This window comes from Pseudomonas salicis (genome assembly GCF_057128705.1).
Genome location: NZ_JBSKHU010000009.1, coordinates 118713 through 133982, shown reverse-complemented (window position 1 = coordinate 133982; position 15270 = coordinate 118713). Strand labels below are relative to the sequence as shown.

The window sequence follows — 15270 nt, the reverse complement described above, 5'->3', positions numbered from 1 at the left end:
CGAGGAGATCATTGCTTACAAAGGTAGATCTTGAGATCTACGATCAACAGCCGTGGTTTTTCCGGGATATAGCCTCCCAAGCTGTCATCATCATGCCGGCATCCTAATCACGGTGTTTCTGAAATAAGTTCAGCACTCAGCGCTCAACTCACTGCGCCATTGCGATCTGGTTCTGTGTCCGTCGGATGACCACTAGGCCGACAGATTTACTACTACCACGGCGACCACTGCGTAACCCCGAGATTCGACGAGAAAGCCTGCCAGTACTGCCGATAGGCTGCAACGCAGATCAACCCAAGGTATAGAAAGCTAGTAAAAGTTCTACGCGTTCGTCCGCTCTGACCAGCCACCTCAGAGAACCACAACATCCGAGCAGATTAGCTCCAAATCCCATTCCAGGTAGCAACGCCTAGAACAGCAATCACGGAAAGCCCCGAACGATCACTGGCAAACAACCAAAACGGCGGCCCAGGTACTAGCTGATTGGTTCTCACTGCGTAATTTCGTTAGGCGCGGACACAATGCAATCTCCCCGACAACAGCGATGCAGCGACTACAGAGACGCCATTTATATCGTTCGCTTTGAACTCGGTAACACGGGTGCAAAGATCACCGTTCCGTGCTATCAGAAAGGGCTGAATGACGTCTAGGCACCACCCCCCGGGAGTATGCTTGATGATGAACTCAGTCGCTGTATTGAGAGATTAACCGAATATCTGAAGCTTCAGGCTCAGGAGAAGCCTGCTGGAAAACGGGTCCGATTTGAGAAAGATCAAGCGAAAGCCAGACAGCAGCGTGAGATGGATCAGGCTTCAGTACGAGAAGCGCAACATAAGCAGCACCCTCAGCTTGAAGAGCACTACGCTCTGACTAAATCTCGACAACATAAGCATCGCTTCGCTCAGAGCACTCCGGAACCTGACCGATCGCAGCAGATGCTTCAGCGTGACCAAGAAGTCAAAAGCCACGACCAGCGGCTGCAATTGCTACGGCGTAAAGCCCATGACTGTCCAGAGAAGCACCTGCCTAAGCAGCAGGAAATGACGCAGCTGTATCGGGATTCGGAACCTATGAACGGCGACCGATTGCAACAGAGCCAGAAATGCCAACGGCTTGAACGCGCGTTACACTGTGTGAAAGATACGCTGCAGGCATCCTAGGCGGCTTGCATGGCCAGGCTCTGCGGCAGCTGGCCCTATTGGAAAAGCGAGCCACACTCAGAGAGCCCGCCAGACTGCCACTGCTTAGGCACCGTCAAGATCAGCGCATATTGCGTGCGTTCCACGCTAGGCACCACAACTCACATGACCAGTGGACCGATCAGGATTAATGATGTGCCGAGACAGCGAACCAATAGCCTGCAACCCGGGCGATCGAGCAGTCCTCGAAGCAGTTCATCGACGTTCTGCAGCATTGTGAAAAAAGTCGGTCCCACAGGTACCTTACTCAGGCCCATAATTGCTCAACAGCGGTAGGAGATCACGCCATGGTGAATGGTGGTATTGATAAGGCAAGGGTGCAATTGGCACGAGATGCTCTCTTGAAACGAGGTGAGCGCATCACGATCAATGCGATAAGAGCGGAGCTCGGAAACACCGGGTCACGCACCACGATCCTTCGTTACCTTCAGGAGCTGAATCGTCAGGATGCGCTTCAGCATGCGCCCTCGGCACATGAAGCATCTCCCGCACGAGAGGAAGACGACCTGACAGAGCGCATGACGGTTCTGGCTCGGACTGCCGTCGCAGTCGCGGATGAACAGCACGCCTTAGTCAACCAGTTGAAAGGTCTCGTCAATCAACAGGCGGGGCATCTGGCATTTCTGGCAAACATGAATCAGCAGTTGAACGATCGCACCCTCAACGCGGAGTTCAAGTACCTGCAGATGCGTAGCGAAGCAGAGGCGCTGCAGCAACTGGTGCGCGATCGAGGACAGCAGGGCGATCGGCTCCAAGCCACGCTGGTCGAGGCACAGGCTGCATTGCGACAACTGAAAGCTGAGTTGGCTACCCTACATCGAAGTGGCGAGAGCGCTACGGCCTGAACGGAGGGAATCTATCATTTAAAGCTCGGAAAATGCGGATTTAGAAGGGCTGATGTTTTCCTCAAGTGGTGACAGGTTTTGTTTGCAGGCCATCCGTAATAGCTTGCCAATTCAAACCTCATCGGTTCATTCACCGGTGTATTGCTGAACAATCTAGTTGGAGCGCGCTCCCCCACTGAGGGTTACGCAACAAATGCCGACGCCGTGTCTCGGTCAGACGTAGTTTACGGACGGTACGCCGCCTTGAAGTCCATTCCCAAGTGTGGTTCGTAAACAGACAGGTCTGGCGGTGTGATGCTATTCAGGTTCTGCCTGAGTCTTCGTGGGTACTTGATCTCTGCAGGGTCTAGTCGCCTCATCAGATCGCCCAGCAGAGAGCTACCTTTAAGATGCAGGCACCACAGGGTCCCGTACAACTCCCATTGAGGTATACCGTCAGCAAACCATTGGATGGTTGGTAAGATTGCATAAGCTTCTTCCCAATCGTCCATGTACGCATCGAAATGCTGCAGGTGCAGCGGCCAGTCTTTAGGCCGTTTCACAATGTCATTTTGAACAAGCTCGTCTACCAGTCTATACAAGCCGTACATTGCCCCCCCCACAGAATCTTGGGCGCACGCCAGTGCGAAATAGACTGTAAAATGCTTGTGCAGCCACGCACGATGCCGGTAGAAAGCGCGCGACCGACTCATTAATAGCGATAACGCCAGCGCCAACCCATTCCAGTTTGGTACACCCATCAATGAGAACATTCGTGAGTTGACCGCTGTCCGAGAAGCTCGCGGGGGGAACATATCGCCCTTTCCAAGAAGGCCCATGATGAACTCATTAATCTGCGTTTGATTTTTTCCATCCCACGCCAATACATCCCACAGTGAATCCTCCATCGCCCGGCGCAAAGGTGGAAATCGGGAAGCGAGTAAATCCAGGCAATGCGGCGTGCTTCCTTTCAGAAAATTGATCCACTTGCCGTTCGGCTTATCTTCGGCCTCCATATACGGGTGAAGGGTTAGCCACCAGTGGCTGCACCAGACCGCATAGTTATTGGGACTGTCCGCGCCTGAGATTTGAAACAGAATGCCCGCCAAGAGACGATTTCGTACTGGATTGATGCTTTGCGCCATCTTCGAGCTCGATATGTACCGACTGTGCCGAGAGCTTAGACGACACCTGTATCCTCGCAAGGAGGGGTACACATCTGCGCGTTAAATTTAACGCATGCGGAAGTAGGAAAGCTCGATAATTCCTTGATTTAATTCAACAAATATTTTTTTAACTACACAATTTCCTGAGGGTGTACCGCAGCCATTAGCGCTGCATAATCGGCTCGTCCTGCACTGAACTTTCAAGCTTTTATGACGGGAGTTGCACGCTATGCGAAGGAAACAAACTCGCAATTCGGACGGCACGCTTCGACAGCAAAACGCCTTCGGCGGACGCCACGGCCGACACACGGTATTTTTTTCCTCTCTCAAGCTAGGGCGACAGGTGAGATGCCACGGGCGCCTGGAGGCTCAGTACTGCCTCTGGCTGGAGCATGATGCCCGCATCCTCGACTATACCGTTCTCCCTGATCCGATCATCCTGGTAACACGAGCACGCAGTTGGTCCTATACACCCGACTTTCGCGTCATCACTGCTTCTGCAGAACAGATCCTGGTTAAGATCGTGCCAAGCTTGGCTAAAGTGTCATCGCGGCAGCTCGACCGATTCAATGAGGTCCAAGACTGGTGCCGTGAACAAGGTTTGCATCACTTGGTGATCGAAGCTCACCAAATTCAGCTGCCTCCCGTGGCGGATAATCTGAAGCTGTTGTACAGCCATGGCTTTTTGGCGACCGACCGTCAATTGAGCTACTTACGAGAGCAAATCAGAGATCTGCGCGACACCTTCACTTTGCGAGAGTTGCTCACGCACAGTCCGTTGATCTCGATTCGTGCCATCGCACGCGCGATTTTTTTTAACGAACTGTTCGCCGACCTTAATAAACCTTTCAATCTGGACACTAAACTCAAAAGGTGCGCGTCTTGAACAACCCTGCCGAGATTCTTCCAGGCGCTATCTATGAGATCGGCAAAGAGGAATATGAAGTCGTCACAGTGACGCCAGGTCTCGTTTCACTTCGCGGGACGATGACGCAGCTTCTGTGTCATTACTGTCCAGATGATTTTGCGCTTTTTGTAGCGACTGGAAAGTTCACCAAGAAAGTGAATGCGCCATCCCTGCATTCAGCCGGTTTGATACTTTCCGATCCAGATTCACCAGCGGCCAAGGCCGCACATCGAAAGTTCTATTATGTTAAGCGGTTGAAAGAGTTGTTTGGGGGCATGCTACCCCGCAAAAAATGTCAAGAAGAAATTGAAAAAATCGCGGTAGAACGCAACGAGAAAAAAGCGCCAAGCTACACGTCGATAGTGAACTGGACCCGGAAATGCAACGAGCGAGGATGGTTTCCTTTGTCGCTCGTCAAACATCTGAGCCGTAAAAAACGCGGAAAAATACTCTACTCAGAAGTTCAAGTTCTGATGGAACAGGTGCTGGACGCACACTATCTAAAGCTCGGACCTAAGATCACCATGAAAGTCGTGTTCGCCACGCTCAAGGGTGAGCTGGCCCACGAGAATCTGCAGCGCATATCGAATCACAAGGCCCCTCTGAAGCTTCCGTCTCTGCGCACGCTTTATCGGACGCTTTGCCGCGTCAACGCTCAAAGGCGTGACAACCGCACGTTGGGTGAAGAAGCAACACGCCCATTGTACCGCATGGGAGGGGTGGTCAAGCCGACTCTGAATCTTCTGGAGCAGGTTCAAGCGGATAGCTATAGCGTCGACCTCATGGTGGTGGATGATGAAGGGACACTTCTAGGGCGTGTCGTCCATCTGCTGGTTCTTATCGAGGTCAGCACGCGCAAGGTGATTGGCTATGATTTGTCACTGATTCCCCCATGCGCAGAAAAATTCCTGCGGGCGTTGCGCATGGCAATCGAAGCAGTGCATGGGGAGGAATCTGAACGTGGTCTAATGATCGAATTGGTGGTCGACAGTGGAGTCGAGTTTGCGAACGAACGGGTACATCACATCTGTCGAGCACTTGGTATCACCATTCGCTTCGTTCCCTTGGGCAACCCCGACTCAAAACCGCATATCGAGCGCTTTTTTGGCACGCTGAACACTTCGTTAATTCACATGATACCAGGCACCACCCTGTCGAACCCTGACCAGCTGGGAGACTACGTCCCTGCAGAGCAAGCGTGCATAACACCTGATGGGCTAGCCGGTGTCTTTGGCGATTGGTTGAACAAGTATTACCACGTATCAACCCACAGTGGCCTGAATATGCCTCCCAACGAAGCTTGGCGTCGGGCGCTAGAAAAGCAACTCCCACCGCAAAAGGTAGCCACGGAGGAACTCAATGGGTTGTTTACCTCCATAAAATACGTCTCTCTTAACGGCGGGGTAGCCAAAGCATTTTGTTTGAGCTGGTGGGGTCCTGCGTTGCCCGAGCTATACAACAAACTGAGAAAAGGACAAAAAGCCATCCTCTATTACGATTCTACCAATCTTGGACAGGTTGAGGTGGCTCACCCAGACCGTCCGAATGAACGCTTTCACGGTTATGCTAGCAATCCCCGCTATCAAACCGATCTGACATTGTTCGAACACAAATTGCTCAGAAAGCAGCAGATTGATAACAATTCTATTTTTTCTGATCATACCGCTGCGGACGAGCTACTTTCGATTCGCAAGGACATCGAAAGAATCAAAAAGGCATACCAGGTCAGGATGAAGAAAAACGCGCAGTCTAAGCAGGGATCGAAAACCGAAGACGTTCTATCTGAAAACACCAGATCACTTTCTGCTCAATTTACATCAATGTTCACAGATAATTCAGCTGAAAGCGAAGACAATACCCAGCCCTTTGAAATTATCTATAGCAAAAATACTCGACTATGAACCACGTAGAGCAGATCGTCCGAGCATTCAAATCCTTCAAGATCCTACACCCCAGCTATCACGACGCCGTTCAAACAATCAAACTCAGTGTTCGCAACAGCGAAGCGGGGGGAGAAGCGGTATCTGCGATGTTATTAGGTGACTCAGGGACCGGAAAAACCAGCGTTTGCGAAGCGGTGACTCAGATCTTGGGAGAATCTAACGAACAACTAGAACCGGGAAACATTCGTAAAGTCATCCCCTGTCTGTATGTGCGTATTCCACCGCGTGCGACCATAAAGAGTCTGGCCGCAACAATCCTAGAAGCGCTGGGTAGTCCGGACGCGAACGCGAGAACAGGATCAACTGAAAGACGTATCCATCGCCTCATAATAACATGCCGGACGCGGCTCATTATTCTTGACGAGTTCAATAATATTGCGTTGAAAGGACAAGAGAAAAGTAAGATCAGCCTTTGCAATTGGATCAAAGATTTGATGGACGAATCCCGAATCCCAGTCTGTTTATCAGGCATCACCGCCAGTGAAGAGATAGTTGACGGCAATGATCAGTTGCCCAGGCGATACCCTTATCGCGCAAGGCTGAGCAATATCGAATATTCGGATGAAAAAAATTCAAATTGGGTAAAGATTTTGACTGCATTCAACAAAGAGCTTGAACGAATCGGCAATTTTCAATACTGTGATTCATTAGTTGACCCTTACTGCCTGAAAGCACTTTACGTGCACACTGCGGGGAACATGTCTCCCCTTTCAGTTCTACTTTCAACGACGTTGTTATCGGCACTTGAGAGCGGCAGCAATCGCTTTCTATTTGACCACCTGAAAACTGAAGCTAGCCGTCTGAGGAGTGATACACACTTGAACGGAAATCATAACGTATTCCACTCCAGCGAACAGCAACTTGATAAAATTATATCAGGTAAGAAATGAAGCGCCTGTCATATATTGGGCTGGCATTCCCCAAAGAGAGCCCTATCAGTCTTCTAATGCGGACAGCGTTCCATAATGGCTTCGACTCGATTTTGCAAATGGCTGGACGGCTGAAACTCGACAATATCAATCGTCCCATCCCGCTATTGCTAGCTGATGGTGAATTATGCCAGCTACTCATTGAAGAAGCGCCCGATCAGGCGTCTAATATCCGAAGGGCGTTCTACTATCAATACCATCGCGATTTGTCCAGAGCGACACCAGTTTATCTGAACGAAAAAAGCACCTATGGCTTTAGAATCCCGTTCAACTTTAGGTACTGCCCAGAATGTTTAAAAAAAGGGTATTTTTTGCGCTATCAAGATTCGCATGACCAATATTCTTGCAAGGTGCACGGCATAAAATACGTCGAGAGGTGCCCAAAATGCGACACAATGTATAATTGGTGGGAGGTTTCGCTGCTCAAATGTAAATGTGGGCAGGAGTATACGCTGGCACCGTGCCAATACGTATCGGCACAATCGTATTACCCGACACCGAGCTGTTTCAACGTTCAAAGCGTTATTGATTACGTAGAAACAATTCACACATATAACCCTGCCACTCCGTCTTTTAGGAGCTTGAGCGGGCTTTCATCATCTGAATACTTTACTCTAAACCCACAAGTAGAACTTGCACTTAAATCATTTATCTCAGATGAAATGCACTACTATTCGAACATGCCGCTTAGCGCATTTGAAGCGCCGTGGAAAACGCTAAAACACCCAATATTATCACCAATGATACTGGACTCGATAAACAGCAACCTGAGTTCTCTACGTAACTTATGCACGCATGACAATTGCTGCAAGAATGTAGAGCTTTCTCTTTCAGAGCTAACCAGTGCGCTCAAGTGCCGAAAGCAGCACACCCGTGCCTTAATCGGGGATAACGTGTTCTCGGTGCGCAGAGATAATCGCTCAGGGAAGTTATGGTACCACAGTGACAACTTGTGTGACGTGCTTAAGCTCCAACTCGGGTCATCCTCACCATTGAATGATCAAACTGCTTGCAGCTCCTCGCAATATAAAACTATCGAGGAGTCTGCATCACTCCTAAAGACAACAATTACAAACACTAGGTTACTTGCCAGGAGCGACTTCCTCGAAGACTCGATGAGTACACGACGCACTACTCTCCTCTCGCTAGACGCACTGAATAATTTCAAGCAGAGATACATCTTAGCAACCGAACTAGCCCTCACCTATAATATCTCGACGAGCAAAGTAACGCGCACACTCAAACGTCTCAACATCAAACATATAAATTCCAATTCAATACAAATATATTCAAGAGACGAAGATTTCTCAGCACTCGAGCATATTGACCAAAAGAAAACAAAGAAAACAAAGAAAACGATACAAAAGCAAGCAAACACCACAGGAGTCACCTACAGAGCTGTCGCAAGAGAGTTAGAAATACCTGGCCGCTGGCTAAAAAAACTTGTCACATCGATCTTACCCGAAGCATCCTCACCAAATAAATATCGACTAACAGATATCATTCCCGCAGATTTAGTAGAAAGGTTGAATTGCTGGAGAGCTCGTTACATCTCGATGGGTGAAGCTTCAAAAATCCTTCACATCCCAGTGACAGACTTACAACTAATACTGATACAAGGGGGACTGATAGAACCAGAATTTTGGGGCAGACATTTTTTTTCCAAAAAATCCATCCCTATCATTAGAAAACTCTTTAAAACCTACATAACATGCAGAGAGACAGCCGCACTTTTGCGCGTAAGACCTCAGCAGATTCATCGGATGATAGATCGCGGACTACTTACTGTGGCCACCACTATAACGCTTGCCAATGGAAGATTTCAGCGTCTTCTCGATAGAAGCGCAGTCATGAAAGCTATCAAAACAAAATAACTACGCGCATACTCATTTGTAGGCGTCAATTCTCCGCCAACTATTCCATTTCAAAAACCATCTAGATTATCCCTCCTTGCCTGGATTTCCGTTCCTTGATTCGTCTCACTAAAGTAATTTTTAGTGATTCGACATATTCTCATTTCCGAGCCCTTCTCATTTACGCGTCAAGACTCTCTTAGCGTGGTAGCTGCCACGTAAAGATCACCGGGCCCTCTTCGTTCCATCAATCAATGGCATCTGAGATGCAAAACCAATTTCTAATGTCCAATCAGTACGTTTTTAGGTGACACTCTCACCCCTAACCTATTGATACTACGTGCGCGCGTTACAAACTCTGATGACAAATGATGCACGGCTTCTACTGCGTGACCCCCGCCCTGACCGCCAGTGAAGCGCTGGCGGCAATGGAGCGCAGCGACATCCCTTACGACCTCCTGCTCTGCGATCAACGCCTGCCGGACATGAGCGGCATCGAATTGATCGAACGGGCAAGCCGACGGTGCCTGATAAGAGAGGCCGTCTTGCTGAGTGGTCTGGAACCGTCACAGTTGCAGGATATCGAAACTCAGGCCATCAGAAACGGCATCCCATTACTCGGTTGCCTGATCAAGCCGTTGAACACGCTGGAACTGTTCCGACTTATTTCTTCCATTCCCGGTGACTGCTGACGCTATCGCGGCATCTCATTGGCACTTGCATCGCTGGCAAGTTAATAACATCACGCTGCCCAGTCGTTAATGAATACCCCATTTTGAGGGTAGGCGTTGCTGCATCACCTTTTTGAGTGGTTTAGATATGTAGTCAGCGCCTGACTTCAATGTAGGATCATTCCGATTCGCAATAAACGTCATGCGACTGATAACTTTTTTTCGACGACTATAACGCTCGTTTTTTAAACTTTTTTGAGCCGCTTGAGTAATGACGTACGGCAATACGCCATTTTTTGTAGGACATTTCCTATATACAGCCATCAGCCCTTTCAGCTCATGCGCGCCCTCTAGTTTCTGAGATAAGGTGCGCGCTTTCTTCGTTGCTCGTTATGGATTGAATTATGAAAACAGTTTTTATCATCGATGATCATCCTGTGATTCGTCTCGCCATCCGGATGCTGCTTGAGAATGAGAATTACGAGATCGTGGGCGAGACCGACAACGGGGTGGACGCCATGCAGATGGTCCGCGAATGCATGCCGGACCTGATCATCCTGGACATCAGCATTCCCAAACTCGACGGCCTTGAGGTCCTGACGCGCTTCAATTCCATGAATCTGCCAGCAAAGATTCTGGTACTGACCGGACAAGCACCCAGTTTGTTCGCCATCCGTTGCATGCAAAACGGCGCCGCGGGCTATGTATGCAAGCAAGAAGACCTCAGCGAACTTGTCAGCTCGGTGAAAGCGGTACTCTCTGGCTACAATTATTTTCCAAGTCAGGCGCTCGGCATGTCGCAGACAGACGGAGTTCCCGAAGAACTGGAGCGCTTCAAAATAGTCAATGACCGAGAACTGATGGTCCTTCAGCTATTTGCCCAAGGGCGGACAAACAAGGAAATCGCCAAGGGCATGTTTCTCAGCAACAAGACGGTGAGCACTTATAAAACCCGTCTGATGCAAAAATTGAAAGTCAAGACGCTCGTCGAACTTATCGAGATGGCAAAACGCAATTCGCTAGTGTGAGAGATAGGATGTCTAAGGGGTTGAAGGACTATTGGATAGCATGCGTGTTGGCATGCCTGAGCATGGGTATTCATGCCGGATCGGCTGCGGCCGAACGCTATACCCTGCTCAGCCGTGCCAACCCGGCGCACATGGATGTGACGCTGGACCGGACGCAGTGGCAGTGGGTGCGCAACAAGCGCGAGCTGGTCCTGGGCACTTCCGCTCCGGACTACCCCCCTTTCGACATGACCCTCACCGGCCGTGACTACGAAGGTTTCACCGCCGACTACGCGGGTATTCTGGGGCGGGCATTGGACCTGCCCATCAGGGTCCTGCGCTATGACTCAAGGAACGCGGCCATCGACGCACTGCTCAGCGGGGAAATCGACCTGCTGGGCAGCGCCAACGGTTACGAGGCCGCAGGGTCCGAACTCAAACTTTCGTCTCCGTACGCCGTTGACCAGCCGGTACTGGTGACGCGTACGGGTGAGAACCGGAGTCTGACCGATGGTCTCAATGGCCTGCGCCTGAGCATGGTCTATCACTACTTGCCCCCGGACGAAATCAGCGCGCTTTACCCCAAGGCGAGCTTACAGACTTTCCCTTCATTCCAGAGCGCGATCAATGCGGTCGCGTTCAATCAGGCCGACGTCTTTCTGGGCGACGCCATTTCAACCCACTACGTCATCAACAAGGGTTACCTCAACAACGTTCAGATGGCCAACTTTGGCAAGCACGAGCCCAACGGGTTCAGCTTTGCCGTCAAGGGCGACAACACAGCGCTGCTGGAGATCGTCAACCTGGTCCTCAAGGGCATTCCCATCGAGGAGCGCATCGCCATTTCCAAACGCTGGGGTGCAGGCGCCGACCTGCTGCTCACTGACCAGAAACTGCAACTGACCCAACGCGAGGAACGCTGGATCGCCCAGCATCCAACGGTTCGGGTGGTGATCAACGATGCTTACGCGCCGCTGACTTTTTTCGACGTCAACGGTAACTTTCGCGGCCTGACGGCGGACCTGCTGGACCTTGTCAAGCTGCGCACCGGGCTGCGCTTCGAAGTCAGTCACGCGCCGAGCATGCGCGACATGATGAACCGGCTGACCCAAGGGCAGGCCGACCTTATCGGCGCCATGGTGCCCAGCGACGAACGCGAAAACCGCTTCAACTTCAGTCGCCCCTACATGGACAACGCCTTTGTGCTGGTGACCCGCAAGGAAACGTCCAGTCCTTCCAATCTCGATCAACTGGAAGACAAACGCATTGCCCTCACCCTCGGCAGCCCGGTGATGGAATACCTCCAGCAAGCGTACCCGCGCATTTATCCCGTGGAAGTCGACAATCCCGCCCAGGCGCTCGACATGCTGGCCCATGGTCGCGTGGAAGGGGCTATCACGTCGTTGTTCAGCGCCAATTATTTCATCTCATCGCGGGGGCTGAGCGATGCCTTGCAAATGCGGGTGACGGTGGGCCGTGACCCGGCGCGCATCGCCATGGCAACGTCGCGCAACGCCCCGGAACTGAGCGGCATCATCGACAAGGCGCTGTCGAGCATTGCGCCGGAAGACCTGGCGGTGATAAACAACCGCTGGCGCACGTATGTCCCTTCAGGGGGTGGCGCCTGGCAGGACTATCAACTGCTGATTTACCAGATCGTCATCGGTGCGGGCCTGTTGCTGCTCGGCTTGCTGGCCTGGAACGCCTGGATGCGGCGTCAGATCAAGCAGCGCGTACGTGCCGAACGTGCGCTGGGTGACCAGTTCGAATTCATGAGCGCGCTGGTCAACGGCACGCCCCACCCCATCTACGTGCGCGACAGTGCCGGGTTGCTGCAACTGTGCAACGACAGCTACCTGACCGCCTTTTCGGCTAACCGCGAAGACGTGATCGGCAAGAGCATCCTCGACGGGGTGCTGAGCGATGCCCAGGAAGCCCGGCAGTACGTTGCCGACTATCAACAGGTCATGCAGAACGACACGCCGCTGATCCTCGACCGTTCGCTGCACATCGGTGATCGCTCATTAACCATCTACCACTGGATTCTTCCGTTCCGGGATTCCCTCGGCAAGGTACAAGGCATTATCGGTGGCTGGATCGACATCAGCGAACGCCGCCAATTGATCGAGGAACTGCAAACCGCCAAACAACAGGCTGACGACGCGAACCGCGCCAAGAGTACTTTTCTGGCGACCATGAGCCATGAAATCCGGACACCGATGAACGCTGTCATTGGCATGCTCGAACTGGCCCTCAAACGTGCGGACCAGGGTCAGCTCGACCGTCCTGCCATTGAAGTGGCGTACAGCTCCGCCAAGGACCTGCTGGAACTGATCGGCGACATTCTCGACATTGCGCGCATTGAATCGGGCCGCCTGACCCTCAGCCCTGAGCGGGCGAATCTTCGGCAGTTGGTAGAATCGGTGGTCCGGGTTTTCGACGGCCTTGCGCGGCAAAAAAGCCTGTCGCTGCAACTGGACCTGGACAGCCGCATCAACATCGATGTGCTCATCGATCCCCTGCGCTTCAAGCAGATTCTTTCCAACCTCATCAGCAACGCGATCAAGTTCACCCAGCAGGGTCAGGTCCGCATCAGCCTGCAAGCCGAGGACTCCGCCACCGAGCAACAGGTTCGCCTGCACGTGGTCATCCAGGACAGCGGCATCGGCATTACACGGGAGGATCAGGCCCGGCTGTTCGCGCCCCTCGCTCAGGCCGACAACAGCGGGCAACTGGCCCGAACCGGCGCCGGGCTGGGACTGGTCATCTGTCGCAGTCTGTGCGAAATGATGGGCGGCACCCTGACCCTCGACAGTGAGCCCGGCCAGGGCACCCGCGTGCACATGATGTTCGACCTGACGCCTCTCGACCCGCTGGCCAACCTTCCCTTGGTCAAGGAGAACAGCGAGCATGACACCGCGACGCTGGACATTCTGGTGGTCGACGATCATCCCGCCAACCGCCTGTTGCTCTGCCAGCAACTGGAGTTCCTGGGGCATCGTTGCGAGGTGGCCGAACAGGGGGCCCAAGGGTTGGAGCATTGGTTGGCCCGACACTTCGATCTGGTGATCGTCGATTGCAACATGCCCGTCATGAATGGGTACGACCTGACACGGGCAATCCGCACCCACGAACGTGAGGGTGGTCAGCAACCGTGCACCATTCTCGGCTTCACCGCCAATGCACAACCCGAGGAAATCCTGCGCTGCCGCGAGGCCGGCATGGACGATTGCCTGTTCAAGCCGATCAGCCTCACCGCGCTCAATGATCGGCTGTCACGAATCGGGGTCGGGCAGCGCTACCGGGGGCTCAAGACCGAAAATCCACCGTTCGACATGGGCAGTATCCTGGCGCTGACCGGCGATCGTCCGACGATGATCGAACACCTGATCAAACAGTTGATCAGCAGCTGTCGTGACGATGCCCAAGAGCTGAACGACGTGAGCACACGGGGCAATCGCCAGGAGATGCGCGACATCGCACACAAGATCAAAGGCGCCGCGCGGATCATCAGCGCCAGTGAGGTCATTGCTCTCTGTGACCAGCTTGAACACGCCTGTGACGATGAAAGCCCGCCGATCACGCTGAAGGATCACGCACAGGCATTGAGAGGCGCACTGATGAGGCTCGAACGCGCATTGCTTCAGCATCGCCAATCCTAGCGGTGAGCGCTGAGAACCGAATACAAAAGAGGGAAGCACCCCAGACAGCGGCTTCCCTTTACGCACCTCACGCTATCAGTTGCGGTCCAGCTCGGTGAGCAACGTCTTGCTGAACAGCACCGGATCTTCCATTTGTGGCGCGTGTCCTTTCCCAGGGAACTCCACCAGCCTGGCGCCCGGGATGAGCTTGGCGGTTTCTTTGCCCAGGACGTTGTAATGCCCGATCCGGGCTTTCACCTCGGGTGGCGCAATGTCGCTGCCAATCGCCGTGGTGTCGGCATCGCCGATCAGCAATACCGTGGGCACCTTGAGGCTGGGCAATTCGTAAACGACCGGCTGGGTGAAAATCATGTCGTAGATCAGCGCGGAGTTCCACGCCACTTTCTGATGCCCGGCCCCCGCGTTCAGCCCCGCGAGCATGTCCACCCAACGCTCGTATTCCGGCTTCCAGTGGCCAGCGTAATAGGTCGCCTGCTCGTATTTGCGAATGCCGTCGGCATTAAGCTTCAGTTCACGCTGATACCACTGATCGACGCTGCGCCACGGCACCCCTTTCGCTTTCCAGTCTTCCAGGCCGATAGGGTTGACCATGACGAGTTTAGCGGTCTGCTCGGGGTAGCTCAGCGCGTAGCGAGCGGCAAGCATGCCGCCCGTAGAGTGACCGATGATGTCAGCGTTCTTGATGCCGAGGCTGGCCATCAACCCATGGGTGTTGTCCGCCAGCTGATGGAAACTGTATTGATAGTGATCCGGTTTGGTCGAGGTGCAAAAGCCGATCTGGTCGGGCACGACCACGCGGTATCCGGCAGCGCTCAGGGATTTGATGCTGTCTTCCCAGGTGGCGCCGCAAAAATTCTTGCCGTGCATCAACACCGCCGTTCGACCGTTGGCGTTCGCTGTGGGCGGCACGTCCATGTAGCCCATTTGCAGCTGGGTGCCTTGGGATTCGAAGGCGAAATAATGCAACGGATAAGGGTATTTGAAGCCTTCCAGATTTTCCCCGTAGCGGGACGTGGAAGCATCGGCCGCAGCGGCGGTGGACGCCGTGAAAATGAACGCACAGGCGAGCACCAGGCGCGAGAGTTCTGATCGCAACATGAAAAGCCCTC

Annotated in this window: 11 protein-coding genes; 9 read left to right on the top strand and 2 right to left on the bottom strand. The window is 52.8% G+C overall.

The window, feature by feature from the left end; genetic code table 11:
• The first annotated feature begins 668 nt into the window (after nucleotides 1-668).
• Both ACWKWE_RS27470 and ACWKWE_RS27465 read left to right on the top strand, forming a co-directional pair.
• Nucleotides 669-1160, top strand: a complete 492-nt coding sequence (locus tag ACWKWE_RS27470; RefSeq protein WP_483852268.1) for a hypothetical protein — start codon at nucleotides 669-671, stop codon at nucleotides 1158-1160.
• Nucleotides 1161-1486: 326 nt separating this feature from the next.
• Nucleotides 1487-2044: a DNA-binding protein gene (locus ACWKWE_RS27465; protein WP_483852267.1), complete on the top strand. Its 558-nt coding sequence runs from the start codon at nucleotides 1487-1489 to the stop codon at nucleotides 2042-2044.
• Nucleotides 2045-2268: 224 nt separating this feature from the next.
• Here ACWKWE_RS27465 and ACWKWE_RS27460 read toward each other — a convergent pair whose 3' ends face one another.
• Nucleotides 2269-3168: a hypothetical protein gene (locus ACWKWE_RS27460; RefSeq protein ID WP_483852266.1), complete on the bottom strand. Its 900-nt coding sequence runs from the start codon at nucleotides 3166-3168 to the stop codon at nucleotides 2269-2271.
• Nucleotides 3169-3418: 250 nt separating this feature from the next.
• Here ACWKWE_RS27460 and ACWKWE_RS27455 point away from each other — a divergent pair, with 250 nt between their 5' ends.
• The 7 genes from ACWKWE_RS27455 to ACWKWE_RS27425 all read left to right on the top strand — a co-directional run bounded on the left by ACWKWE_RS27455 (nucleotide 3419) and on the right by ACWKWE_RS27425 (nucleotide 14161).
• On the top strand, nucleotides 3419-4075 hold the full coding sequence (locus tag ACWKWE_RS27455; RefSeq protein ID WP_483852265.1) for a hypothetical protein: 657 nt from the start codon (nucleotides 3419-3421) through the stop codon (nucleotides 4073-4075).
• Complete coding sequence (locus tag ACWKWE_RS27450) at nucleotides 4072-5997, top strand: hypothetical protein (RefSeq protein WP_483852264.1); 1926 nt, start codon at nucleotides 4072-4074, stop codon at nucleotides 5995-5997. Before ACWKWE_RS27455 ends, ACWKWE_RS27450 begins: the two co-directional genes overlap by 4 nt.
• Nucleotides 5994-6929: a TniB family NTP-binding protein gene (locus ACWKWE_RS27445; protein WP_483852263.1), complete on the top strand. Its 936-nt coding sequence runs from the start codon at nucleotides 5994-5996 to the stop codon at nucleotides 6927-6929. The genes ACWKWE_RS27450 and ACWKWE_RS27445 overlap by 4 nt, the downstream gene beginning before the upstream one ends.
• 1154 nt (nucleotides 6930-8083) lie before the next feature.
• Nucleotides 8084-8842 (top strand): hypothetical protein, encoded by a 759-nt coding sequence (locus tag ACWKWE_RS27440; RefSeq protein ID WP_483852262.1) that lies wholly within the window; start codon nucleotides 8084-8086, stop codon nucleotides 8840-8842.
• Nucleotides 8843-9192: 350 nt separating this feature from the next.
• Nucleotides 9193-9513 (top strand): response regulator, encoded by a 321-nt coding sequence (locus ACWKWE_RS27435; RefSeq protein WP_483852261.1) that lies wholly within the window; start codon nucleotides 9193-9195, stop codon nucleotides 9511-9513.
• Between the two features lie 383 nt (nucleotides 9514-9896).
• Complete coding sequence (locus tag ACWKWE_RS27430; RefSeq protein ID WP_166595290.1) at nucleotides 9897-10520, top strand: response regulator transcription factor; 624 nt, start codon at nucleotides 9897-9899, stop codon at nucleotides 10518-10520.
• An 8-nt stretch (nucleotides 10521-10528) separates the two neighbouring features.
• Complete coding sequence (locus ACWKWE_RS27425) at nucleotides 10529-14161, top strand: transporter substrate-binding domain-containing protein (protein ID WP_483852260.1); 3633 nt, start codon at nucleotides 10529-10531, stop codon at nucleotides 14159-14161.
• Between the two features lie 75 nt (nucleotides 14162-14236).
• On the opposite strand, the gene ACWKWE_RS27420 is transcribed toward ACWKWE_RS27425, so the two are convergent.
• Nucleotides 14237-15259 carry an alpha/beta fold hydrolase gene (locus ACWKWE_RS27420; protein WP_483852259.1) on the bottom strand — a complete coding sequence of 341 codons (1023 nt, stop codon included), beginning with the start codon at nucleotides 15257-15259 and terminating at the stop codon, nucleotides 14237-14239.
• Nucleotides 15260-15270: the final 11 nt, after the last annotated feature.